The 23,213-nt window shown below is 65.1% G+C and carries 15 protein-coding genes; 9 read left to right on the plus strand and 6 right to left on the minus strand.

Annotation, left to right across the window (positions count from 1 at the left end):
* Positions 1-19: 19 nt before the first annotated feature.
* Entirely contained in the window at positions 20-2,581 is a 2,562-nt protein-coding gene (locus ACIO3P_RS14185) for a S8 family peptidase (RefSeq protein ID WP_401978153.1), read from the plus strand.
* Between the two features lie 9 nt (positions 2,582-2,590).
* Here ACIO3P_RS14185 and ACIO3P_RS14190 read toward each other — a convergent pair whose 3' ends face one another.
* The 3 genes from ACIO3P_RS14190 to ACIO3P_RS14200 are packed head-to-tail and all read right to left on the minus strand — an operon-like array spanning position 2,591 to position 9,527.
* The gene (locus ACIO3P_RS14190; RefSeq protein WP_401849401.1) at positions 2,591-5,635 is read right to left on the minus strand and encodes a type I restriction endonuclease subunit R; all 3,045 of its coding nucleotides are present in this window, start codon (positions 5,633-5,635) and stop codon (positions 2,591-2,593) included.
* The gene (locus tag ACIO3P_RS14195; RefSeq protein ID WP_401849402.1) at positions 5,632-7,035 is read right to left on the minus strand and encodes a restriction endonuclease subunit S; all 1,404 of its coding nucleotides are present in this window, start codon (positions 7,033-7,035) and stop codon (positions 5,632-5,634) included. The genes ACIO3P_RS14190 and ACIO3P_RS14195 overlap by 4 nt, the downstream gene beginning before the upstream one ends.
* A complete protein-coding gene (locus tag ACIO3P_RS14200) occupies positions 7,032-9,527 on the minus strand; it encodes an N-6 DNA methylase (RefSeq protein WP_401849403.1) in 2,496 nt (831 codons plus the stop codon). Before ACIO3P_RS14200 ends, ACIO3P_RS14195 begins: the two co-directional genes overlap by 4 nt.
* 286 nt (positions 9,528-9,813) lie before the next feature.
* Here ACIO3P_RS14200 and ACIO3P_RS14205 point away from each other — a divergent pair, with 286 nt between their 5' ends.
* The 6 genes from ACIO3P_RS14205 to ACIO3P_RS14230 all read left to right on the plus strand — a co-directional run bounded on the left by ACIO3P_RS14205 (position 9,814) and on the right by ACIO3P_RS14230 (position 16,568).
* Positions 9,814-11,106 (plus strand): IS256 family transposase, encoded by a 1,293-nt coding sequence (locus ACIO3P_RS14205; protein ID WP_401849405.1) that lies wholly within the window; start codon positions 9,814-9,816, stop codon positions 11,104-11,106.
* Positions 11,107-11,249: 143 nt separating this feature from the next.
* On the plus strand, positions 11,250-12,479 hold the full coding sequence (locus tag ACIO3P_RS14210; RefSeq protein WP_401849406.1) for a helix-turn-helix domain-containing protein: 1,230 nt from the start codon (positions 11,250-11,252) through the stop codon (positions 12,477-12,479).
* A 765-nt stretch (positions 12,480-13,244) separates the two neighbouring features.
* Entirely contained in the window at positions 13,245-13,553 is a 309-nt protein-coding gene (locus tag ACIO3P_RS14215) for a hypothetical protein (protein WP_401849408.1), read from the plus strand.
* Positions 13,554-13,558: 5 nt separating this feature from the next.
* Complete coding sequence (locus tag ACIO3P_RS14220) at positions 13,559-14,860, plus strand: radical SAM protein (protein WP_401849409.1); 1,302 nt, start codon at positions 13,559-13,561, stop codon at positions 14,858-14,860.
* A complete protein-coding gene (locus ACIO3P_RS14225; protein ID WP_401849411.1) occupies positions 14,857-15,801 on the plus strand; it encodes a radical SAM protein in 945 nt (314 codons plus the stop codon). The genes ACIO3P_RS14220 and ACIO3P_RS14225 overlap by 4 nt, the downstream gene beginning before the upstream one ends.
* Positions 15,798-16,568: a hypothetical protein gene (locus ACIO3P_RS14230; protein ID WP_365806330.1), complete on the plus strand. Its 771-nt coding sequence runs from the start codon at positions 15,798-15,800 to the stop codon at positions 16,566-16,568. The genes ACIO3P_RS14225 and ACIO3P_RS14230 overlap by 4 nt, the downstream gene beginning before the upstream one ends.
* 58 nt (positions 16,569-16,626) lie before the next feature.
* Here ACIO3P_RS14230 and aspS read toward each other — a convergent pair whose 3' ends face one another.
* Positions 16,627-17,937, minus strand: coding sequence for an aspartate--tRNA(Asn) ligase (gene aspS, locus ACIO3P_RS14235; RefSeq protein ID WP_401849413.1), 1,311 nt, complete (start codon positions 17,935-17,937; stop codon positions 16,627-16,629).
* Between the two features lie 541 nt (positions 17,938-18,478).
* Between aspS and ACIO3P_RS14240 the strand changes: the two genes are divergently transcribed.
* Positions 18,479-19,330 carry a hypothetical protein gene (locus ACIO3P_RS14240; RefSeq protein WP_365806326.1) on the plus strand — a complete coding sequence of 284 codons (852 nt, stop codon included), beginning with the start codon at positions 18,479-18,481 and terminating at the stop codon, positions 19,328-19,330.
* Between the two features lie 42 nt (positions 19,331-19,372).
* The gene (locus ACIO3P_RS14245; protein WP_401849414.1) at positions 19,373-20,902 is read left to right on the plus strand and encodes an amino acid permease; all 1,530 of its coding nucleotides are present in this window, start codon (positions 19,373-19,375) and stop codon (positions 20,900-20,902) included.
* Positions 20,903-21,195: 293 nt separating this feature from the next.
* Here ACIO3P_RS14245 and ACIO3P_RS14250 read toward each other — a convergent pair.
* A protein-coding gene (locus tag ACIO3P_RS14250) for an IS5 family transposase (protein WP_329821322.1) occupies positions 21,196-22,013 on the minus strand; the annotation gives its coding sequence in 2 pieces (ribosomal slippage) (positions 21,196-21,665 and positions 21,665-22,013; 819 coding nt in all).
* A gap of 46 nt (positions 22,014-22,059) precedes the next feature.
* Complete coding sequence (locus ACIO3P_RS14255) at positions 22,060-23,178, minus strand: hypothetical protein (RefSeq protein WP_401849416.1); 1,119 nt, start codon at positions 23,176-23,178, stop codon at positions 22,060-22,062.
* Positions 23,179-23,213 lie beyond the last annotated feature (35 nt).

Below are 23,213 nucleotides of genomic sequence, written 5' to 3' on the forward strand. Positions count from 1 at the left end.
CGGGCGGAGCTCCCGTCACTTGGGGCTGCCGCCGGCGTACGACCGGTCGTTCAAGGCTCCCAGTGGCGGGAGTGGGGGAAAGATTCGCCCTCTCACAGATCCTCTTGCCCACGCGAGCCGACTCAAGGTAGATCTCGGCGCGGCCCTGGACGCGGGAGAAGCCCGACGGGCTCGTATTCCGTCCGGCGAGGCGGCCGATGAAACACTACTCGCCTTCACATCGGCCCCCGGTTACCCGCTTCCGATCTCTAAGCTCGATTCGGTCGGTTGCCGTCTGGTGGCCATGACCTCACCGCCCGGAGCGACGAGGTCTGAGGTTGCTCTCGTCGCAGTGGGCAGGCAAGGCACGGAGCGACTCCACCGACGCATCGATTCCTATGCGGAGTCAGCGTCCCCTTCCACCGAGGGGGAGCCGCCTTCCGACGCCATCGGCGAATCCGATCTGGTCGGCAACGTCGAGGGCATCGCTCTGGCCTCGATCAGCGACCTGTGGCGTGGGGAGGGGATCCCACCCGCGGATGTGCGCTGGTGGCAGGTCTGGCTGGAGCGGTCGACCACGCGCGAAGAGGAGCCACTGGACGTCCTGAGGCGACTTGTCCCCGTCCTCGGTTTGGCTTTGAGCGGCTACAGTCTGACGTTCGCGAGGCGCACGATCGTCCATGTGCAGGGCACTGCTGCACAGCTTGCCAGCTTGGTAGGGACAAATGCCCTCCCTGTTGAGGTACGTCCGTCCGTAGCGACCAGAGCCTTCGTCGAGGCCCCCCTCTCCCTCCGAGAGGACCTCGTTGCTGACCTCCAGGCCCGGACCGTACCCGCACAGCGCACGGATGCACCGGCGGTCACGATTCTCGATGGAGGCGTCCTTGCTCGGCACCCCCTCCTGAAGCACTCCCTGACCCGGAATTTGACCCTCCATACGGAAGGGCTCGCAGGCGACGTGGATGGCCACGGCACCGCCATGGCTGGCCTCGCGCTGTACGGGGACCTATCCGGTGCGCTCGGCAGTAACCTGCCCATACACCTGCGTCATCGCATCGAGTCTGTGCGGATTCTTGGGCTAGACGGCGAGCCGCGGTGCGCAGGGGACTACGGAACCGTCATGGCGGAGGCTGTCGCGCTGACCGAGATTGAGGCTCCGCTGACGCGGCGCGTCTACTCCATGTCTGTCACCGACCACACGCGGGTGCCATCTCCCGAAGCCGGCCAACCTTCGGCCTGGTCTACGACGGTTGATGCCCTTGCCTATGGCCATGACGTGGCAGTCTCCGCGGACGGGGACATCTCCCTGCTGACGTCGGGTCGGCCCGGGCCGGCGCGTCTAGTCCTCATCTCAGCTGGGAATGTGCGAGAGGGGTACGACCAGGAACATCTGTCCCGCTGTGACCTTATGCCGGTGGAAGATCCGGCGCAGAGCTGGAACGCGGTCACTGTGGGCGCGTACACCCGGATGGCCCAAGTGCCCGAACAAGGATCGTCCCACGCTGGGTGGAGGCCCATGGCCCGGGAAGGTGAGCTCTCGCCTCTCAGCCGTACGGGGGTATCACTGGACAGCAGATGGCCCAACAAGCCCGACATCGTTATGGAGGGCGGCAACCTACTGTGGCAGCCAGCACCGGGAGGTGGACTCGACACAGCAGCCGTGCCCAGTCATGGCCTGCTGACGACCTCTCGGAGCGCCCATCAGTTGGTCGATGCGGTCCACGCTACGAGCCCCGCGACCGCCCAGGCCGCACGCCTCGCCGCGCTAGTGATGGAGCGCTATCCCCATCTGGGCCCCGAAGCGGTGCGGGGACTGCTGGTGCACTCTGCGGAGTGGACTCCGACGATGTGGGAGCACTTCAAGGTCGCGGGCGCCTTCAAAACCAAGGGGAACAAGCAGATTCTCGGGGCGCTGCTGAGACGGTACGGATGGGGGGTGCCCGGTGAGGAGCGCCTCCTGGACAGCTCCTTTCACGATCTAACGCTCATTGCGGAAGAGGAGTTCTTGCCCTTCCGTACTAGACGGAGGCAGCTAGGGTTCGCCCAGATGCAGATCCACGAACTGCCTTGGCCGGTCAGGGAACTGCATGCTCTTGGCGACGAGCGGGTCCGCATGCGCGTCACCCTTTCGTATTTCGTGGAGCCCTGGGTCGGAGGCCAGGGATGGCGTGATCGCTTCTCGTACCCCTCGCACGAGCTCCGCTTCGACCTACCTCGTCCGGACGAGGGTGCGGAGGAGTTCCAACTGAGAGTGTCCCGTGACGCGGCCGCGGCCGAAGTGGGGTACGGCGTTGGCGCGCGGAAGAAGAAGTCGAAGACGGACCCTGGCTGGCTAATCGGCTCTCAGCAGAGGCAGCGCGGCAGCCTGTGCTCGGACCTGTGGGAGGGCACGGCACGTGATCTCGCCGAACGGGCTCATATCGCCGTGTATCCCGGAGGCGGCTGGTGGAACCGGCAGAACGCGCTGGATCGGGCCGAGCTTCCTGTCAGGTATGCACTCCTGGTCAGTATTCGGACGAGGGACACCGAGACGGACCTCCTCACTCCGATCCGCAGTGAGATCGAGGCTAGGATTCCCGTCCCGGTGGCCATCGAAGTGTGACGAGAGCCGTCAGGCAGCAGAGTCGTCGTCGTTCGTCGAAGACGGCGGCCCGCCGGGATTACCTTCCTCACCGGCCGACGGGTCGTAGGTCTGCCGAAAGACCGTCTCGTTCAACCAGCGATTGAATGAGGGGTTGCTCGCGAACTGGCGGAACAGTTCGGTGTCAGACGTCACAAACTCCAGGATTGCTCGCTGGACAGCGGCGGCGCCCTCGACCCTGGCGTTCTGCTCGTCGTTGTACTTCTGGGCGTTGAGGTACTGCTTGTCCTCACGGACCTTCGCTGGGATCTCGACCGCGATCAGACGGAGAATCCGGTCCTTGTCGGTCCATGGGATGTTGCCGAAGGCTCGGTTGAAGTCATCGGCGATGACGGAGGCGGGCTTCATTTCGGGCTCCGCCCGCCGACCCGTCCCGGTGGGCGAGGCGACCGTCAACGCGGCGTCCTCGTCGCCCAGGCTGATACTGATCGCGGTCTGTTGCTCGGCCCGGTAGCTGTCCAGGTCGACCGTCTCCAGGATGCCTCTGGACAGATCCTCTTCGATCGGCGCGGGCAGTTTCGGGATGAGGAACGTCAGCAAGATCGATAGCTTCAGCCACTCGGGGTTGCGGTAGGGGAGGATTCCAGCCAGGTAGTCGTAGGTGCGCACGAACGCTTTGGCTGTCCCCTTGAACTCGACCTGTTGGTCCTCGCTGTCGAGTTCCCGGTATGCGAGGACGAGTTGGTCGAGGAACGCCTCAAGATGTGCCCGGTCTTCCTTGGCCAGGAACATCCTGACGAACACATCTATGTCCTCTTGGCCGTAGACCCCGGTTCCGTCGAGAAACACCCGCAGGTCGTGGAGCTTGTTGGGATCGATCTCATCGGCGAGCGTCGTCGTGCGGTACCACTTCTCGAAGGACTTCTGGATACCTTCGGGCTTGTTGTAGAAATCCAGAACCGCGACATCGCGCTTGTCTGGGCGGGCGCGGTTGAGTCGAGAAAGGGTCTGGACGGCCCGGACACCAGACAGAGGCTTGTCGACGTACATGGTGTGCAGAAGTGGCTCGTCGTAGCCTGTCTGGAATTTGTCTGCGCAGACCAGAATGCGGTACGGATCCTCGCGGAATGTCTCCTCGATGGCACTGCTCGGGAACCCGTTGATACTGGCTTCCGTGACGTTCTTTCCGCCGTGCTGGTGCTCTCCCGCGAAGGCGACAACGGCGCGGTATGGGCTGCCCAGCTGCTTCAGGCGCTCCTCGATGGCGGAGTGGTAGTCCAGCGTCCTATCGACTCCGTCGGCGACCAGCATCGTACGGGCCTTCCCCCCGATTTTCCGAGGCCGGATCACGTGGTCCAGGAGGTGATCGACAATGATCGACGCCTTGGCCTGAATCGCGGCGCGGTCGCCCTCGACGTAGCGCCGCAGTGTCTTCGCGGCCTTCTTCGCGTCGAACTCGGGGTCGTCCTCGACTGACTTGACGAGTCTGTAGTAGCTGTCGACCGTCTGGTAAGTCTTCAGCACATCAAGGATGAAGCCTTCCTCGATTGCCTGCTTCATCGTGTAGACGTGGAAGGGGTGCTTCTGGCCATCCGCCCCGGTACGGCCGAAGTAGCCGAGGGTCTTGGGCTTGGGTGTGGCGGTGAAGGCGTAGTAGCTTGCGTTGCCGAGAAGCTTCTGACTCTCGATGATCTTGTTGATCTTGTCCTCGGTTGTCTCCTCCTCCTCCTCCTCCTCGGCGGCATCGTCAGCAGCACCGAGCGCGCTGCTCATGGCGTGCGTCGTCTTTCCACCCTGTCCAGAGTGTGCTTCGTCGATGATGACAGCGAACCGTCGGTCCCGATGCGTGTGGCCTATGTCCTCGAGGATCACCGGGAATTTTTGGACGGTGGAGATGATGATCTTCGTACCATCAGCGAGGGCCTGGCGTAGGTCCTTGGACTTGTCGGCATGCTTGACGGTAGACCGGACCTGGGTAAATGACTTGACCGTACGCTCGATCTGCGTATCCAGATTGATGCGGTCGGTCACCACGATCACCGCGTCGAACACAGACGAGTCGTCGCCACCCAAGCCGACCAGCTGGAGCGCCAGCCACGCAATGGAGTTGGACTTGCCGCTGCCGGCCGAGTGCTGGATTAGATACCGCTGCCCCGCGCCGTTCGCCGCGCTGTCCTTGAGCAGGGCGCGGACGGAGTCCAGCTGGTGGTACCGGGGGAAGATCTGCCGTCGTTTCGTCTTCTTGGTCTTCGGATCCTTCTCGACTAGACGGGCCGCGTAGTGCTCGATGATGTCCGAGAGACTCGTGGGCGACAGGATGTCCTGCCAGAGATAGGCGGTCCGGTAGCCATCCGGATTGGGCGGGTTGCCGGCGCCGCCCTCCCACCCCTTGTCGAAGGGGAGGAACCATGACTTATCACCCGCCAGCTGTGTGCAGAACCGCACCGAGTGCTCGTCTAGGGCGAAGTGAGCCAAACAGCGGCCGTCGGCGAAGAGTGGCTCGCGCGCGTCACGTGAGTTCTTGTACTGCTCAACGGCGTCCTCGACGGTCTGCTTCGTCTGGTGGTTCTTCAGCTCGAACGTCGTCAGCGGCAGACCGTTGACGAAGAGGGCCAGATCCAGGGCCAGCTGTGAGTTGTCCTGGCTGTAGTGCAGCTGACGGGTCACGCTCCAACGATTGGCGCGGTGGCGATGCTCGGCGATGGTATTGCCCTGCGAGGGCGTTGCTCCATAGAAGAACACCTCGAAGGAGCCCGTGCTGGTTGAGTGGCTCATTCCCTTCCGCAAGAGATCCACGACGCCGTATGTGGTGACATAGCGATGGACGCGGTCGAGGAATTGGGTGCGGATGTCGGACTGGCGGTTGCCGAGCTCGAATGCCGCGGCGGCCTCCGGCTGCGTCTCTTCCAGGAACGCCCGGAGCTGCTCGGTATCGATGGCGAGCCTGCGGTCGTAGGAGGCGGAAGAACCTTCCATCCACCCACCCGAGAGTGACGTCATGTCCGAGACCATGTCGCGTTCGAGGGCTCCCTCGCTCATGTCCGTACCGCCGTACAGCCTTGCTGCGCTGCTCACGTCGACTCCTCGGTCGTATCGTCACCGTCTAGGGCGTTGGCATCCAGCCCATCTTCGGCGCCGGCGCACGCCGCTGCGAGGCTGGGGTTGTGCGGGTCCAGGTCAGGCAGCGCGGCTGAGGCGGCGCGTACGTCGAGCTTTCCGGTGACCACGTCGGCGGTCAGACGGTTCTGGTATTCGCGCAGAAGAGAGATTTCGCGCTCAGTGCGCGAAATTGCAAATTCGATATTCCGTGCCTCGCGTGCCACGTACTGCACAATCTCGACCTGTGCATCCAAGGGTGGAACGGGAACTCTGGCCGACTTCACCTCCGCAAGTCCAAGGCCTTGTTTGGTGCCGCCGTACTCGCTCATCTTAAATTGCTGCTGCCCCGATTGTGAGTGTAGGGCTAGGGCGAGGTACTCGGAATTGATGAGCTCTGGACGGGGTCTGACGAGCGCCACGTGCTGGTTTACATAAGAAGGGTATGGAAGTTCATACTGGACGACTCCAATGTTTCCCGTCATTGCGCCTGTAATGCAGACGAGTAGATCGCCCTCTCTGGCGCGAGTGCGAATCCCTTCAGCACTGTCGGGGATTTTTACACACTGGACCTTGTCAAGTTTGAGGTTTAGTCGCTTTCCGATGTTTCCGCTCTGCAGGAACCAGTCTCCCGTATCGGAGTAGTACGTTGCCCATCCGCGAGAACCTGATGTGACGAGGCTCGCGACCCGCTTGACTTCCAGGTGATTCCATAGATCTGGCTCTGTAATGGCACCAGGTGCTCCGCGTTTCACGGCGTCTTCGATGACCGACGTGCGCTGTTCGTCCAGGAGGGCGATAAGTTTCCTCTTGATAATTACTGCCGCTCCGACCTCTCGCTCGATGTGACGCACGTACTTCACAATTGCTTGCTGTTCTTCAAGGGGAGGTACCGGAAGGTGCTGTGAGCCAAACTGGCTGAACCGGAAGTCCGTGGAACGCTCGCGGATTCCTTTGGCCAAGGCGGTGATCCAGCCAGAGAGGGCCATATGCCTGATGAGTAGAGCATAATATTCGGCTACCACGCCAGGGCGCGGCTTGCATGCCGCATATACTGGGGTGGATTTTCCATCGGAGTCGGATACTCCAACCGCGCCGGCGAACGCATCCATGGAATGAATAACCAAGTCGCCCCTGCGGACCCCCTGGTATCCAATTTCCTTGACGGATTCAGTAAATCCTGTCGTGCGTCGATTCTTTCGCAGAGTGACGGTTCCGTCTCGGAAGCAAGTCACAACTTCGTCGCCAGGCCTGGTGCTGCGCGACATGAGTGTGAACAGGTTTTTTCCGCGAGACGTTTTCCAATGTGCAGGAATGTAGCCCACCCATGGCTGCGCGGCATCTGAGTAGTGCAGGTATGCGGAGATTTTTGCCTTCACTCGGACCCCTCGTCAAACAGGTCGCCGAGCAGCCCCTCGGTTTCCTTCTCCAGTGCCACGATATCCGCCCGGATATCCTCTAGGCTACGCAAAACCGGTAGCTTGTAAAAGTACCGAGAGAAGCTGACTTCGTAGCCCTTCTTTGTCGCGCTCTCCTTGATCCACGCATCTTCCACGTAGGGTAGGACCTCGCGGCGAAAGAATGTCTCGATCCCGCCGTCCTCCAGGAGTGACACCTGCTCCGTGTCGCGCAGTTCGCTATCAGGCTCGTACTCGACGACACGAGGCTGCGACCTCCCCGACTTCGGATCCTCGATCTCATACAGGCCATACAGAGGGCGAGGGGCCGTCTGGGCCTTGTGGCGCTTGAGGATCACTGGCTTGGCAGTCTCGTCGCGCCAGCTCACGCCGCGGAGCAACGCCTTGCGGTCCGCCGCGCTGAGCTTGCAGCCGAGTCGGCTCATCGCCTCGCCAGCCTGACGGTCGAACTCGTTGTAGTCGTCGAAGACCTGCTCACCCAGTTCACCGAGTAGGGCGGTGCCTACCGTGACCAGCTGTCCGTCGCGCTCCCACGTCGCAGGGTTCAGTAGCTTCTTGTGTGCAGCCTCCTTGAGGACCGGCACATCAGCGTCCACTTCGTCCTCGTCAGGGCCGGTCGCGCGGGCCCACAGGTTCAGCTGTTCACGAACTTGCTTCGCCATGCTCTTGAAGTCCGTGTATAGGTCATTACCGAGCTTCTCGTAGAGCAACTCCCTCGCCGCCGCATCACCAGAGGCAAAGCGCATGGCCTGCACTCGGTCCTTCGTGAACTGGCTGCGCAGCCGCAGCGGTCGCTCCACCGTGACCTTCCAGTAGCCGAACTCATCGTTCGGGAAGATCTTCGAGTGCTCTGTCTGTGTGAAGTTCTGGAAAGCCTGAGTCACGTGCCCAGCGTCGGCCGGGGATAGTTCGCAATTCTTACTGCCCAGGTTCTTGCGCAGCGGAGTCGACCGGCCTGTGGCGTCGATCAACTGCACCTTCCCCTTCCGGGCTTCGGACTTGCGGTTGGTGATTACCCAGATATAGGTGGCGATACCCGTGTTGTAGAACATGTTCAGCGGGAGCGCGATGATCGCTTCGAGCCAGTCGTTCTCGATGATCCAGCGTCGGATATTGCTTTCGCCGCTGCCAGCGTCCCCTGTGAAGAGGGACGAGCCGTTGTGGATTTCGGCGATGCGACTGCCTTGCTGCCCCTCGGGCTTCATCTTCGACACCATGTTCGCGAGGAACATCATCTGACCGTCGCTGGAGCTGGTGACCAAGGAGGACGACATCGTGTCGCCGGCGAAAACTACGTTGAAGCGGGGGTCGGAGATGTTGTCCTTCCCGCCGAGACGCTCCTGGTCGGCTTTCCAGCTCTTGCCGTAAGGAGGGTTGGCGAGCATAAAGTCGAAGTGGAGGAGAGGGAACGCATCGTTCGAGAGGGTGGACCACTCGGGGCCGCCCTTGATGTTGTCGGCTGCCTCGCCGTCACCCTTCAGGAGCATGTCGGCTTTACAGATGGCATACGTCTCGGAGTTGATCTCTTGGCCGTATAGTCGGGTGACGACATGATTGTCACCGTGCGCGGACGAGAGGTCGCGGAGGGTCTCCTCGGCGACCGTTAGCATGCCGCCAGTGCCACACGCGCCGTCGTATAGAAGGTAGGTGCCGCCTTTGATCTTGTCTGCGACTGGGAGGAACATCAATCGCGTCATTAGCTTGACGACGTCACGAGGGGTCCAGTGCTCGCCAGCCTCCTCGTTATTTTCTTCGTTAAATCGTCGTACGAGGTTCTCGAAGATCGTGCCCATGGCGTGGTTGTCGAGACCCGGCAGACGGATGTGACCGTAGGCATCGAGCATGGGCTCGGGGGAGAGGTTAATCTCCGACGACAGCAGCTTGTTGATCAGCATGCCCAAGGTGCCGTTACGGGTTAGCTTGGGGATCTGGTTAGTAAACTCGAAGTTGTTGAGAATCTCCTTGACGTTCGGAGAAAACCCGTCCAGGTATGCCACGAAGTCGATGCGGAGCTGTTCCGCAGTGGTCCGCTTGGCCAGCTTCTGGAGGGTGAAGGGAGAGGTGTTGTAGAAGGCTTCTCCAGCCACCTCTCGCAGGGGGAGGTCTAGCAATCCGGGGTCGAGTAGCCCGCGACTCTTGAGGTCTTGATACGTACGTAGGACGTCGTCCTTGGTCTTCTCCAGCACTGCATCGAACCGCCGGAGGACGAGCATAGGGAGGATGACATCGCGGTACTTACCGCGTACGTACACATCGCGGAGAACGTCGTCTGCGATCCCCCAAATGAAACTCTCGATGCGACTCTGCTGCGCGCTGTACACCCTGTAACCGTCTCTCCCCGACCGTACGGACTCTACGGAGGTCCACACGTGATGTCTCTTCTCAATGACACCGGAGAGCGTAGTCGAGGAGGCTGCTGCACGTGGGGCGTCTGATCTGTCTGGTCCGGCCATCGAACGACGGTTTCTGCGGCTCGGTTCTCCGGAACCTCGGACAGGGATAGCGACGATCTCCCGATGTCGGTCGTGCCGAGCGCCTGCGGTCGCATGGCCGAGCAGGTGTCGGCGACGTCGTCGGCTGCCCTTCCTCGCGAGTGGCCGACCAGGACCTCGAACTCTGGGCACTTGGGGGGCTTCCGTCTGTAGGCACCTGCGCAACCCCGATAAAAGGACCGTCTCCGCCTCTACGCGGGGGACTGTAAAACGATCGGTGTAACTCCTGATCAAGGAAGATGCATCGATGACCAGCGACAACGTGACCGAGGCCGAGTCCGTCAACTCTGCTGAGCCGCAGCCGGTGAAGAAGGTGGACGACCAGCTCATCGACGAGTTGGTCGGCCGCGCCCAGGCCGAGGGCCTGCAACTGACCGGCGAGGGCGGGCTGCTCCAGCAGCCGACCAAGCGGCTCCTGGAGTCCGCCCTCGAAGGCGAGATTACTGACCACCTCGGCTATGACAAGCACGACTCTGCCGGGAAGAACGGCGGCAACATCCGCAACGGGACCCGGGCCAAGACCGTGCTGACGGACGTCGGCCCGGTCGAGATAGCCGTGCCCCGCGACCGCGAGGGCAGCTTCGAGCCGAAGATCGTCAAGAAGCGGCAGAAGCGCCTGTCCGGTGTGGACGAGATGGTGATCTCGCTGTCCGCGAAGGGCCTGACGACCGGTGAGGTCCAGGCCCATCTGGCCGAGGTCTATGGCGCCGAAGTCTCCCGCCAGACCATCTCCACGATCACCGACAAGGTCATGGACGGCATGGCCGAGTGGCAGAACCGGCCCCTCGACGCCATCTATCCGGTGATCTTCATCGACGCGATCCACGTGAAGATCCGCGACGGTGCCGTGGCGAACCGGCCGATCTACGTGGCCCTGGCCGTCACCGTCGAGGGCCGGCGGGACATCCTGGGCCTGTGGGCAGGCGACGGCGGCGAGGGCGCCAAGCACTGGATGCACATCCTCACCGAGATCAAGAACCGCGGCGTGAACGACGTCCTCATGCTCGTCTGCGACGGTCTCAAGGGCCTGCCCGACGCGGTGGAGACCGTCTGGCCCCGCACCACCGTCCAGACCTGCGTGGTCCACCTGCTGCGGAACTCCTTCCGCTATGCCGCCCACCAGGACTGGGACAAGATCGCCAAGCTCCTCAAGCCCGTCTACACCGCCGCGGCCGAGGAAGCCGCACTCGAGCGGTTCGCGGAGTTCGTCGACGCGTGGGGCAAGAAGTATCCGGCGATCGTCAGGCTCTGGGAGAACGCGTGGGAGGAGTTCACGCCGTTCCTCCGGTTCGACACCGAGATCCGCCGCATCGTCTGCACCACGAACGCCATCGAGTCGGTGAACGCCAGGATTCGGCGGGCAGTCAAGGCCCGCGGCCACTTCCCGAACGAGACCGCCGCCTTGAAATGCGTCTACATGGCCATCATGTCGCTGGACCCCACCGGCAAGGGCCAGGCCCGCTGGACGATGCGCTGGAAGACTGCCCTGAACGCCTTCGACATCACCTTCGACGGCCGCCTCTCAGCAGCCTGCCAGTAGCCCCAACCCCCTTGTTACACCGCTTGTTTGACAGACTCGGCATAGGAAGGACGGCCCATTAACTCTTAGTGACGGGCCTTCTGGGAGCAGGGGCACAGTCCGTACTCTGGCCGTATTGCTCCAATCAGCGAGGGGATCTCGACATGGGTGAGAGCTTGATGCTGGGGGACCGGCTCCGGGTGGCACGTAAGACGCGGGGGTTGTCCGCCGCGCAGCTTGCCCAGCGGGTCGCGGTCTCCGCCAGCCTGATCCAGAAGCTGGAGTCGGGCGCACGAAAGGCGACGCCGAGCCTGATATTGGCTCTGGCGCGGGCACTGCACTTCGGCCCGGATGTGCTGACCGGTCAGCCGTACTACGGGGCCCCGGAGGCCGAGGACGGTGTCCACGCCGTTATCCCGGAGCTGCGGCGCATCATGCTGTGCTTCGATACGCCCGATGAGTTGGAGACCCGCCCGCGAGCTCTGCCGGTCCTGGCCTCCGAGGTTGACCAGATCGCGGCTCTCCGGCGTGACGCACGGTATGTGCCGATGGGCCCGCTGCTGCCCGCGGTGATCACGGAGCTGTCCCACGTGGCTCTCGGCTCGCGTGGTGACGAACAGCAGAAGGCTTTCTGGCACCTGGCCCGCGCCTACCGCGCGGTCAACAGCCTCGCCCACAAGATGGGGCACCACGACCTCGGCAACACGGCGTTGGAGCGGGTGCGGTGGGCCGCTGACCGAAGCGGTGATCCGCTCATGCAGGTCACGGCCGCCTTCCTGGTGGCGGGGGCGATGCTGCGCCAGGGTGCGACCGAGTCGGCCCGCCGCAAGCTCAAGGGGCTGCGCGGGGAGCTGGAGAGGCTCCAGCCGGAGCGCTCGTACACCGACGACACGCTGTCGGTCGACGGGGCACTCCTGCTGAAGCTCGCGGTGGTCGAATCGCGGGAGAACAACCCCGACGGAGCGGAAGAGCTCCTGAGGGAGGCCACGCAGGTCGCGCGCATGGCGGGTAACCGGGACAGCCTCGCCTACGAGATGAGCTTCGGACCGACGAACATCAGGATTCACATGGTGCACGCCCTGATCGACACCGGTGACAGCGAGCAGGCCCTGGCTCGGCTCGCCGAATGGGGCCAAGGCGGAGCCGAGTGGGCGCCGCCGGCTGCGACGGTTGGCGAGCGATCCAGCCACCACCACATCGATGTGGCCTCCGCGCGTCTCGCGGAAGGCGACCGTGGCGGCGCGTTCGTCGAGCTGAAGCAGGCACGGAGGATTGCTCCGAACCACACCCGATTCCACCCATCAGTACGCGAAACCACCGGCTCCTTGCTGCGTATGGACGCGCACCCGTCTGCCGAGCTGTCGGCGTTCGGTGCCTGGGCAGGTGTCGCTTAGCACAACCCGCCCTAGCAAGAGTGGAGTTGGCTCGATTCGGGTGCGGACAGTTTGTCCGCGCACACCTGCCTTGAGACTGGAATGGTCCTCTCACACCCAGTTGTGAGGGGGCCTTTCCTATGCCGGACGCGATCCCGGCCGCACGGATGCCGAGGTGGATGCCCGTGGGCAGGGAGCCGGAGTTGTGTCCCGCCAGCAGGTGGTGGGATGCCATTCGTGCGCCTGAACATGTAGGGCGCCGGGCCGTAACGCTCATCGAGGAGCAAGGACGGCCCGTCGGGCCGGTCATTCTCGACGACGGTGGCCGTGAGCCGCGGATGTACTTCCTGACGCCGCTGGGCACTGCGGCGCGGTGGGACGAACCGGGAACGGTGGCGCTGGGGCTGAGCTGCCACGTAGTGGTGCCGCAAGCAGATCGCACCACAGGCCCCGGACTGTACTGGTACCGGCTGCCGGCCGGGCCTCGCGCCCTCAACCCGCCCGATGGGCTGCACCGTGCCCTGGTCAATGCGCGCAGAGAGCGCGAAGGCCCCCTCTAGAACTTGCTCTGCGGCCCGGGGCCCACCGATCCCGGCGCCGGATCACCGTGCTCGGTTGCCGCAGGGCAATCAAGTGCCGCTCCGCCCGGAACTCCCCGAGCGGAGCGGTCCCCGCCGGCCCCCGGCGGACGCAAGGGGGCGTTCCAGTACATCCAGCACACAGAGAGGATCAGCCATGCCTCAAGCCAGGCGAGAGAAGAACGACCACTTGATCTACGCGGACGTCGTGGACTCCAAGTCCAAGGCGGGCGTGTGGATGGGCGAGCGCGCCTCCTTCCAGGAAAACCAAGGCCGCATCATCGAAGCGCTCAAGGAGGGGACCGACTGGGTCGAACTGAAAGACGCGATCATGGTCATAGGCAGCGACCCGGCCGGGATCACGGTCATCGCGCCGAACCCCACACTGCCCGGCGTGATCGTCCTCTCCGACGGCGGATCCCCGGCCACGTCCGCGAAGCTGCAGGCCGCCGCCGAGGAGAAGGTCCGGACTGTCATGGCCGAACTCGGTATCGCCGAAGAGGAAACGGCGGCCTGACCACCATGGCCGTCCCCCGGATGCTGTGGGGGAAGTACTTCCAGTACGAGCGGGACGGGGAAGCGGTTCTCCTCGACCCGGTCGCACTGGACAGTGTGTTCATCGAACCCGGCGAGGTCCACGACCTCGCCGGGGTCCCCCCGACCGCGACTCATGAAGCCCTCGCAGGGCTCGGCTTCACCCCCGAAGGCCCCGTGGCCGATCGGCGCGAAGCGCTCCGTATCCGTCTTCGACTCCTCGGTCTCGACCGGGCCCCCAGCCGCATCAGCGGTCTGCGCGTGGTCCTCACCAACCGCTGCAACATGGCCTGCACCTACTGCTTCGTCGATACGAACACCGGCGAGCCGGACATGACGGAGGAAGAGCTCGATGAGGGGCTGGAGTTCCTGTTCGAGCAGAACGCCGGGCAGGAGGAGGTGTCCATACAGTGGTTCGGTGGTGAGCCGACCATTCGGTTTGACCTCATGCGGTACGGCGACCAGCTCGCCGACATCCTCGCCGACCGCTATGACGTGGCGAGAGTGCGCCGCACGGTGGTCACCAACGGCGCCCGCCTGACGGACGAGGCTCTCGACCACTTCGTCGCGTACGAGTACGGCGTCGGCATCTCCATCGACGGCCCGCCGGGCATCAACTCCGCTCACCGCCTTCTGCTCGGCGGGCAGCCCGCGGACGACCGGATTCGCCGTAACATCGCCCGGTTCACCGAAGCCGAGGGCCTGCACGTGGGCTGCAACCTCACGCCGACGGCCGCGAACATCGGCCGCCTGGCCGAGACCGTCCGGTGGATCATCGACGATCTCGGTCTGGGCTTCATCTACGTCAACACGCCCATACCGACCTCGGGCCGATGGCAGGTCGAAGGCGTTGACCTGGCCCGTGAGCTGTACGAGGCCCGTATGGCCGCTCTGGGACGGGGCGGAATGCTGTTCTCCGTGCTGGACCGCGCCTACCAGGCTCTGGATACCCGGCGTCCGATGCTGTTCGACCACATGCAAGGCGATCGCAGTCTGAACGCCGCCCTGCTCCCCGGAAACCTGGTGAGCCTCTGCGACATCAACTTCACCGAGCCGTCGTTCTTGCACACTCTCGACGAGCTACGAGCCGACCCCGGCCTGCTGGCCGGCGTGGCGAAGAAGGTCGCGCCCATCCCCGAGTGCGGGGACTGCCCGGCCCTCGCCGTCTGCGGCGGACCGGCGCGCAACGAGCAGGCCCTCATCGGTGGCAGCACCCCGGATCCTGAGATGTGCGCCTTCTACACGAGCACCGTGGAGATCGCGGTGTGGGACCACACGGGGGTGCAATGAACACCGATGTCCGTACGGCGCTGATCTCTACGGCCGGCCACTGCAAGGTGGCCTGTGGGTTCTGTTTCCGGGCTGACCGCGCTCATGGCTTCCTCAGCACAGCGACGTACACCCGCGCTCTGTCGCGGCTGAAGGAGACGGGCGTGGAGGGGATCTGTCTGACCGGCGGGGAACCGACCCACCACCCGCAGCTCAGGCAGTTCGTTCGGCTGGCCCATCAGTTCGGCATGTCGGTGTCGATGGTGACATCGGCTCGCACAGTGACCGAGGTCATCAACCTCTTCGAGGTGTCGCCTCTGCTGGCGAACGTAAGCGTCTCCGCCGATTCGCGGGGCGCGATGCTGCTGGGGCGCACCAACCGTACGGCGGCATCGGGCATCGCGACCTTGCGTGCCATCAGCACCGAGATCAAGATCCTTCACGTCGCCTGCTGGCGTCTGGGAGACGATGAGTGCCGGGACCTGGCCGACCTCGTGTCCGAGTCAGGGGTGGAGATCCAGTTCAGCCCCGTCGTCCTCGATGAGCGTGCCCTGCGCAGGGACAGCAGGTCGGTGCAGGACTATCTGGCGCAGCAGCACCTCGACGCCAACGTTCTGAGCCGCTACTTCGCTCTGTCCGACCGGTACCGGAGGTATCTCGGGGAGCTGCGGGATCTGCAGCTTCCCTCCGCCGGAGCCGAGCGGTGGCCGTGCCGCTCGGCGACCGCGTATGTATCCGCCGACGGTCAGATACGGCGCTGCCCCTACGGCCAGGCGTCAATCAGCGTTGACGCGCCCCGTGCCGCCATCAAACAGTTCCTGACCGCTCCGCCGCAGGACCGGGTGACCCCGGACTGCGCGGCCATCTGCCGCTCCCCGGCCACGTGCGACGACCAGAGTGCGTCGTGCTCGGCGCCGGCGCGAGGGCGGCACGACCACACAACCCAATGGACCGCTCCATGACGATCAGCACACCCGACGACTTCATCCAGCGGTGGCGGCAGCCGCCGAACTTTCCGATCGACATCCTCTTCGACTACACGTTTCTGCCCGCCGTCGATGTCCTCGACCTCCTCCGGAAAGACCCGGAGGTCCGGTTCACGATCCTGGGCGACGAGGACTGGCAGGTGCGTATGGACCGCACCGCCGCGTTTCGTACCGCGCCGGTGGAGGAGATCGTCACCTGGCCGTTCCGGCTGGTGCACTTCAACCTCAGCCGCTTCTACGCCGATCTCCTGGACGGCTTCCAGGAAGAGGTCATGATCCCCTGGCGCGCCCAGCTGTCCGCCCGAGGATTCACCTGGCAGCGCCTGGCGCCCATCTTGTTCCTGTCCACAGAGGGCGCGGCCTCGACGTACCACAACGACAACTCCCACGGCCTGGTCTGGCAGGTCCATGGCATCAAGACCTTCCATAGTTACCAGGACCCGGACAAGCACCTTCCGGCCGAAGCGGCGGTCATCGGCGAGACCACCGGCGAGGATCCGCCCGATCACGATGCGGCCGACCGTCAATCCGTCACCATGCGGCCCGGAGAGCAGCTCTGGAGCCACGCGCTGACACCGCACTGGGTCACCACCGAGTCGGCGCTCGCGATGAGCGTCACCCTGTCTCACGGCGGGCTGTGCCACCAGGGTCACTTCTCCGAGAGGGAGCTGGCGCTGCGGGCCTACTGGGACAAGAACCCGAGCGAGGCGTGGACACATGACCTGCGCAATGTCCGCTACTGAGACCGCGTCCCACGACACGAGGCGCTGGCCCGTGTCGTGGGACGCACCCCACAGCCGGCTACGGAGTGAGCCGGTTGGGCCCGCGGAAGAGGAAGGTGGCCTCGCGGATGGAGTCCAGGCCGAGCAGCACCATCAACACCCGTCCGAGGCCCATGCCGAGCCCGCCGTGCGGCGGGCATCCGTACCGGAACGCGTTGAAGTAGTCCCGCATCGGCTCGGGGCTCATGTCCTTCTCAGCGGCCTGCTTCAGCAGCACGTCGTAGCGGTGCTCACGCTGGGCGCCGGTGGTGACCTCCAGTCCCTTCCACAGCAGGTCGAAACTCAAGGTCACGGCCGGGTCGGCGGCCGACCGCATGTGGTAGAAGGGCCGAATGCCGACCGGGTAGTGCGTGATGAACACGAAGTCATGCCCGGTGGCCTTCTTGATGTGAGCGGAGATGTTCCGCTCGCCCTCCGGGTCCAGGTCCTCCTTGGCCTCCTGAGGGTCCCAGCCGCCCTTGCGCAGGATCTCGTGCGCCTCGGCCATGGTGATGCGCGGGAAGGGTGTGGTGGGGACGGTGACCTCGACGCCGAAGAGCTCGTTGATCGCCTGCCCGTGCGTGTCGGCGACCTTGGTGATCGCGTGGGCGAGCATCTGTTCCTCGAACGACATGACCTCCTCGACGTCGTCGATCCAGGCCAGCTCCACGTCGACTCCCGTGAACTCGGTGGCGTGCCGGGAGGTGAACGACGGCTCGGCGCGGAAGACCGGTCCGATCTCGAAGACCTTGTCGATCCCGGCCGAGATCGCCATCTGCTTGTAGAACTGGGGCGATTGAGCCAGGTAGGCGCTGCGGTCGAAGTAGCCGAGTTCGAAGACCTCCGCGCCGGACTCCGAGGCGGTGCCCATGAGCTTGGGGGTGTGCATTTCCGTGGCGCCTTGCGCGTAGGCGTACTCGCGCATCCCCTGCTCCAGGGTGGTCTGCACGGCGAACATCAACTGGGTGGCGGGACGTCGGCGCACGTCCAGGAACCGCCAGTCCAACCGTTGCTCCAGGCCGGTGTGCTCGTCGATCGGCAGCGGGGCGGCGGCCAGGTTCAGGATCTCGACCGCTGCGGGGACGATCTCCAGGCCGCCCAGGTTGACCTGTGCGGCGTCGACGACGCGGCCGGTGATACGGACGGCGGACTCGGCGGTGAGGGATTCGAGCTGGGCTTCCAGCGGCCCGTCGTCGCGCTTGTGGGTCACCTGCACCAGGCCGGTGCCGTCCCGCACGATGACGAACTGCATCTTGCGCTGCAGGCGCAGGGTGTTCACCCACCCGCAGACGGAGACGGTACGGCCCACGTGTTCTCGCAGGTCGGAGACGTGTACGCGGCTGTGGATCATTTCGGTCCTCCGGAGGACGTCGTCATGATCCCTTGGGAGTGCGGGCGAGAAGGGCAACTCGCGGTACCACCGCACTTTCGCCGCCACAGAGTGACGGCCTCATTCGAGCCCGGTGACGGGGGCCGGCCGGCGGGGCATTGGACCACCAGATGGGGTCGTTCCTCCCCGCGCTCGGGAGGGTCTTCACCTCGGGGCGCGAGACCGCCTTCCCAGCTTCCGGCGGTTCTCTCGGCTCGCGTGATCCCTGGCTACTCATCTCCGTCAGCGCGTTGCCCGGAAGGATACGGACACCGCGAGCCCGTCCGCAATCGGGAAACGCGCGACGACCGTAGCGCGCTTTCCTCCCGAGGCCGCGAGCCAGTCGGTCCGTACGAGTTCGAATTGCGGGGCCAGGAAGGCAGGAGCACGACGCCCGGCGGCACGGCGGTCACGCGGCCGAGAACGGACAAGGCGGTGAGAAAGGATGAGAGCGCCGCGACTTCTTGACACTCACCCGGCGAGGGGCGACGAGCCCTTGCGGCGGGCGCTCGATGACGCCGCTATGGGGCGGTGGGAGGGTCCGCGCGACCTGCTGACCTCGACCGGGCCGGACTGGGATCGCCGGATCTTCCGTCTCCAGGTTCTCGCCGAAGCCGGGGCGCGGCTCAGGTGCGCCGACACCTGGGCGAAAGCTGAGCCGCGCTCCCCGCACGCCCTCGCGCTGCTCGCGAATGTGCAGGCCCTGCGCGCGATGATCGCCGGACGCGACAGCGGCCGGACGCTGATGGAGGACGCCTGGGCTACGTGCCGCGCCGCGCTGAACGTATGGCCGCAGGATGTCGCTCCACTGGTCGTCATGCTCGCGCTGCTGCGTACGCACGCTCCCAATCGGAACACGCTCGACCGTGTGTGGGAGGAGATCAAGCAGCGTGACCCCTGGAACCGGGAGGCACATCATGAGGTGGTCACCTACCTGCTCTCCGGCCACCACGGCGCGCAGGGTGAGGCGGCGTGGTGGGCTGACGAGCAGGCATCCATCGCCCCCAGAGGGCTGCCCATCGCGGTCCTGCCCCTCGTCGTCCTCGCGGAAGCGCACCGGTCCCGCCAGGAACAGGACCCGAAAGCCTACGGGCTGACAATCCACCCCTGGATCGAGTGTCCGCAGGTCGACCCGGTGCTGGAGCGTTGGTGGCGTTACCGCGCACCGCGTCCGCATGCCTGTTTCGCCGATGACGCCAACTATCTCGCTCACGCGCTGTCGTTCGCGAACCGCCACCAGGAGGCCCTGGAGGTCTTCGACGCGATCGGTTCCTACGCCACGCGGGTTCCCTGGTCCTACTGCGGCCAGGCCAACGAACTGTTCCTGCGGCACCGCGCCTGGGCCTACAGCCCGCCGCGGCGTCGGCATCACTGAGCACTCGACACACCCTCCGACCGTACGAAGGACGGCACCCCTATGCCTCTTGACGTCTCCCGCGTCTCCGACGAGGAACGCCTCAAGCAACTCGGCTACCAGCAGACGCTCTCCCGCTCGATGTCCGGCCGCGCCAACTTCGGCGTCAGCTTCACGATCATCTCCATCCTGTCCGGCTGTATGACGCTGTACGGCTACGGCATGAACACCGGCGGGCCCGCGGTGATCATGTGGGGCTGGCTGTTCGTCGGCCTGATGACGCTGTTCGTGGGCCTGTCGATGGCCGAGGTCTGCTCCTCCTACCCGACCAGCGCGGGCCTGTACTTCTGGGCGCACCGTATGGCCCCCCAGCGCACGGCGGCGGCCTGGGCGTGGTTCACCGGCTGGTTCAACACGCTCGGGCAGATAGCGGTCACCGCGGGCATCGACTTCGGTGCCGCGAACTTCCTCAACGCCCTTCTCGAACTCCAATTCGGCTTTGCCGTCACGCCCGGTCACACGATCACGCTGTTCGGGATCATCCTCGTCCTGCACGGCGTCCTGAACACCTTCGGCGTGCACGTCGTCGCCTTCCTCAACGAGGTGTCCATCTGGTGGCACATCCTGGGCGTCGTCGTGATCTGCGGCGCCCTGGTCCTCGTCCCGGATCACCACCAGTCGACGCGCTTCGTGTTCGGCGAGTTCGTCAACAACACCGGCTTCTCGTCCAGCGTCTACGTGGTGCTGATCGGGCTGCTGATGGCGCAGTACACCTTCACCGGCTACGACGCCTCGGCCCACATGACGGAAGAGACCATCGACGCCTCCACCGCCGGCCCCCAGGGCATCGTCCGCTCGATCCTCGTCTCCCTCGTAGCCGGGTTCGTCCTCCTCTTCGGGTTCACGTACGCCATCCAGTCCTACGAAGGAGCCCTCGAATCAGGCACCGGCGTGCCCCCGGCACAGATCCTCATGGACACCCTCGGCACAGTGGCCGGCAAGTGGCTGCTGCTCGTGATCATCGTCGCCCAGCTCTTCTGCGGGATGGCGTCCGTGACCGCCAACTCCCGCATGATCTACGCGTTCTCCCGTGACGGCGCTCTGCCCTTCTCCTCGACGTGGCACAAGCTCAACCCCGCCACGCGTACTCCCACCAACGCCGTCTGGCTCGCCACGGGCGGCGCCTTCGCCCTCGGCCTGCCCTACCTGTGGAACAGCACCGCCTACGCGGCCGTCACCTCCATCGCGACCATCGGCCTCTACATCGCGTACGTGATTCCCACGTTTCTCCGGCTGCGCCAGGGGGACCGGTTCGAGCGCGGCCCCTGGCACCTCGGTTCCTGGTCCACCATCGTCGGCACGATCGCCGTCATGTGGGTCTTGGTGATCACAGTGCTGTTCATGCTGCCGCAGAGCGCACCAGTCACGGCGAAGACCTTCAACTACGCCCCGATCGCGGTCGGCGTCGTGGTCGCCTTCTGCGGAATCTGGTGGCTCGCCTCGGCCCGCAAGTGGTTCCTCAACCCCACCCATCCCCGCAATTCCCGGCCAGACCGCGAACGTACACGCAGGCGGGAAGCCGCTCGCCCGTAGGGCGCGGCGCCGTCGAGCTCTCGACGAGGCGCGGCTGGGGCTGCGGCCCCAGCCGCGCACCTGGCACTGGGCCTGACTCACGTCGTGAGACAGGAGGTCCTGGGGCGGCTCACGCCCAGCTTGTCCGCCCTGTCAGATCGCCATTGACCGACTCGACGTCGTGCGCGGCCGATCTTGCTGGGTGACGCGGGGCGAGTGGCTTTGTCCACGACACTTCGGGAGGCACCAGGATCTGGTGCTGTTTGATTGCGGCGGTTCCGGAGAGTGACGTGCTGCCCCTGTTAGACCATGTCCTATGTGGTGAGTCGGCGGAGTCGTTTGTAGCAGCAGAGGGCGGCGGCTAGGCCGAGGAAGGCCAGGTAGTTGCGGGGATGACGTTCGTATCGGTGGTTGAGTCTGCGGTAGCCGGTGAGCCAGGACATGGTTCGTTCGATGACCCATCGGCGGCGCCCTAATCGTTCGCTGGACTCGACTCCCTTGCGGGCGATGCGCACGCCAATGTGCCTGCCCCAAAGCCATTTTCGCAGGTGAGGGACGTCGTATGCCTTGTCCGCGTGGAGACGCTGAGGCTTGAAGTACCGGCCTCGGTGGGGGTCGTGTCTCGTTTGGTGCCCCGTCATCATGGGCTTCAGCGCGAGGCTGTCGTGGGTGTTCGCCGCGGAGAGGCCGACGAGGAGGGGCAGTCCGTTCGCGTCCGACAGGACGTGCATCTTGGAACCCGGCTTGCCCCGGTCCACGGGGCTCGGACCCGTGAGTTCGCCCCTTTTTTGGCCCTCACGTGGGCGGAGTCCAGAACCGCCCGGGACAGGTCGAGCAGGCCGGCGTCGTCCAGACGGTGCAGGATCTCCTCGTGGAGCCGGCCCCAGACACCGGCTCTTGACCAGATCAGGAACCTGCGGTGGGCCGTCGACTTCGATATCCCGAAGCACGGCGGCAGTGCCCTCCAGGCGCATCCGCTGACCAGGACGTAGATGATCGCGGCGAACAGCGTCTCATCAGGCGTGTCCTGCGTCCCACCGCCCTGCGGCCGCACCCTCGACGGCGGGATCAGCGGCTCCGCGATCTCCCACAGCCCATCCGGAACAATCCAACTCCACGTACCCCGCCCCATGACGAGCCCAACGAGCCAGCCCCACATAGGACACGGTCTTAGTCGGCTAGAAGAGGCCGGCGCGCATGTGGTGCGTGAGGTTCTCCAGGATCTCGCGCAGCCACGGGCTGCGGACGGCCGGAAGCCGGACCAGGGTGTGCCGGAGCGCTTCCGGGTCGGCCCGGAACAGGCGACCGGGGCGTGGCGCGGGCGGGTCGAAGTCGTCGCGGAGGGTACCGGCGGGCAGGGTCCCCGACGCGGGGACGGGCAGGTCCGGCCCGGGAAAGGCCAGCCACAGCCACACCCCGAACGGCAGCGGTACCAGGTACGGCGCCGGGTCGGCCGGGGCCCAGGTCTCCCCTGTTTGAGGATGGGACGGCACGAGGAGGATGGAGGCGTCTTCGCTGGAGGCCGGCAGTCCAGGTCCCGCCAGGACGGCACAACAAGCCCGCGGGCCCGCGGGCAACAGGGCGTCGAGCGCGCGTTGGAAGACCTGCCCGACCAAGCCGCCTGGGACCATCACCGGGTGGCCCTCCGAAGCCGCCAGCAGGTGGGCGAGCGCCCGGCCGGCCGCCGCCTCCCACTGCGGGCTCCACGACCACCAGTAGTTCGACCAGTGGCCTGCCGCCGTCCGCCCCCAGGTGGCGATCGGCTCGAACAGGGGTGTGCCCTTGCCTTCGGCCATCAGCTGGGACCAGGAAAGCGGCGCGGCGTCGGCGCCGTCGACGGGAAGGCGGCGTACGGCGTTCGGGGTGAGCCACAGCGCCTGCCAGAGCGAGCAGTCGTCGATCCGGCTCGCCACGGGCAGGGAACACTGCGCGCAGGCCACGTTGGGTCCGTCGGCACCGTCAAGGCCGCAGCAGTAGCCGCCGCCACGATTTCCCGGGATCAGCACCGTGCCGCTGGCATCGCCCGGCGCGATGACGATCGCGCCGGGCGCGCCGTCGGAAAGGGCGTACACCGGAGCGTAGACACCGCGGGCGGCCGCCTCGTCCGGCCGGATCTCCTCCCACCCCCGCCACGGTGGCCCCCAGGGCTCCGGGTCCACCGCGAACGTGCCCGACTCCATGAGCACCGGGAGCTGGATCCCGTTCCCGTACTTCTGATGAGCGTGGGCCGGCAGCGCGACCTGGGACAACGGGACGGTCAGCCTGCCCCCACAGCCGGCGCACACGAAAACGAACAAACATCCTCCGTAAGGGAACAGAAGCATCGTCACAG

Origin of the sequence: Streptomyces sp. NPDC087310, from assembly GCF_044744405.1 — a bacterium.
Lineage (GTDB): Bacteria > Actinomycetota > Actinomycetes > Streptomycetales > Streptomycetaceae > Streptomyces.

Excerpts from the sequence above, each read along its gene's own strand:
- ACIO3P_RS14230 (WP_365806330.1), top strand. The coding sequence starts at position 15,798 with ATGACGATCAGCACACCCGACGACTTCATCCAGCGGTGGCGGCAGCCG.
- ACIO3P_RS14205 (WP_401849405.1), top strand. The coding sequence starts at position 9,814 with ATGACCAGCGACAACGTGACCGAGGCCGAGTCCGTCAACTCTGCTGAG.
- ACIO3P_RS14245 (WP_401849414.1), top strand. The coding sequence starts at position 19,373 with ATGCCTCTTGACGTCTCCCGCGTCTCCGACGAGGAACGCCTCAAGCAA.
- ACIO3P_RS14225 (WP_401849411.1), top strand. The coding sequence starts at position 14,857 with ATGAACACCGATGTCCGTACGGCGCTGATCTCTACGGCCGGCCACTGC.
- ACIO3P_RS14220 (WP_401849409.1), top strand. The coding sequence starts at position 13,559 with ATGGCCGTCCCCCGGATGCTGTGGGGGAAGTACTTCCAGTACGAGCGG.
- ACIO3P_RS14200 (WP_401849403.1), bottom strand. The coding sequence starts at position 9,527 with ATGGCCGGACCAGACAGATCAGACGCCCCACGTGCAGCAGCCTCCTCG.
- ACIO3P_RS14240 (WP_365806326.1), top strand. The coding sequence starts at position 18,479 with ATGGGGCGGTGGGAGGGTCCGCGCGACCTGCTGACCTCGACCGGGCCG.
- aspS (WP_401849413.1), bottom strand. The coding sequence starts at position 17,937 with ATGATCCACAGCCGCGTACACGTCTCCGACCTGCGAGAACACGTGGGC.
- ACIO3P_RS14210 (WP_401849406.1), top strand. The coding sequence starts at position 11,250 with ATGGGTGAGAGCTTGATGCTGGGGGACCGGCTCCGGGTGGCACGTAAG.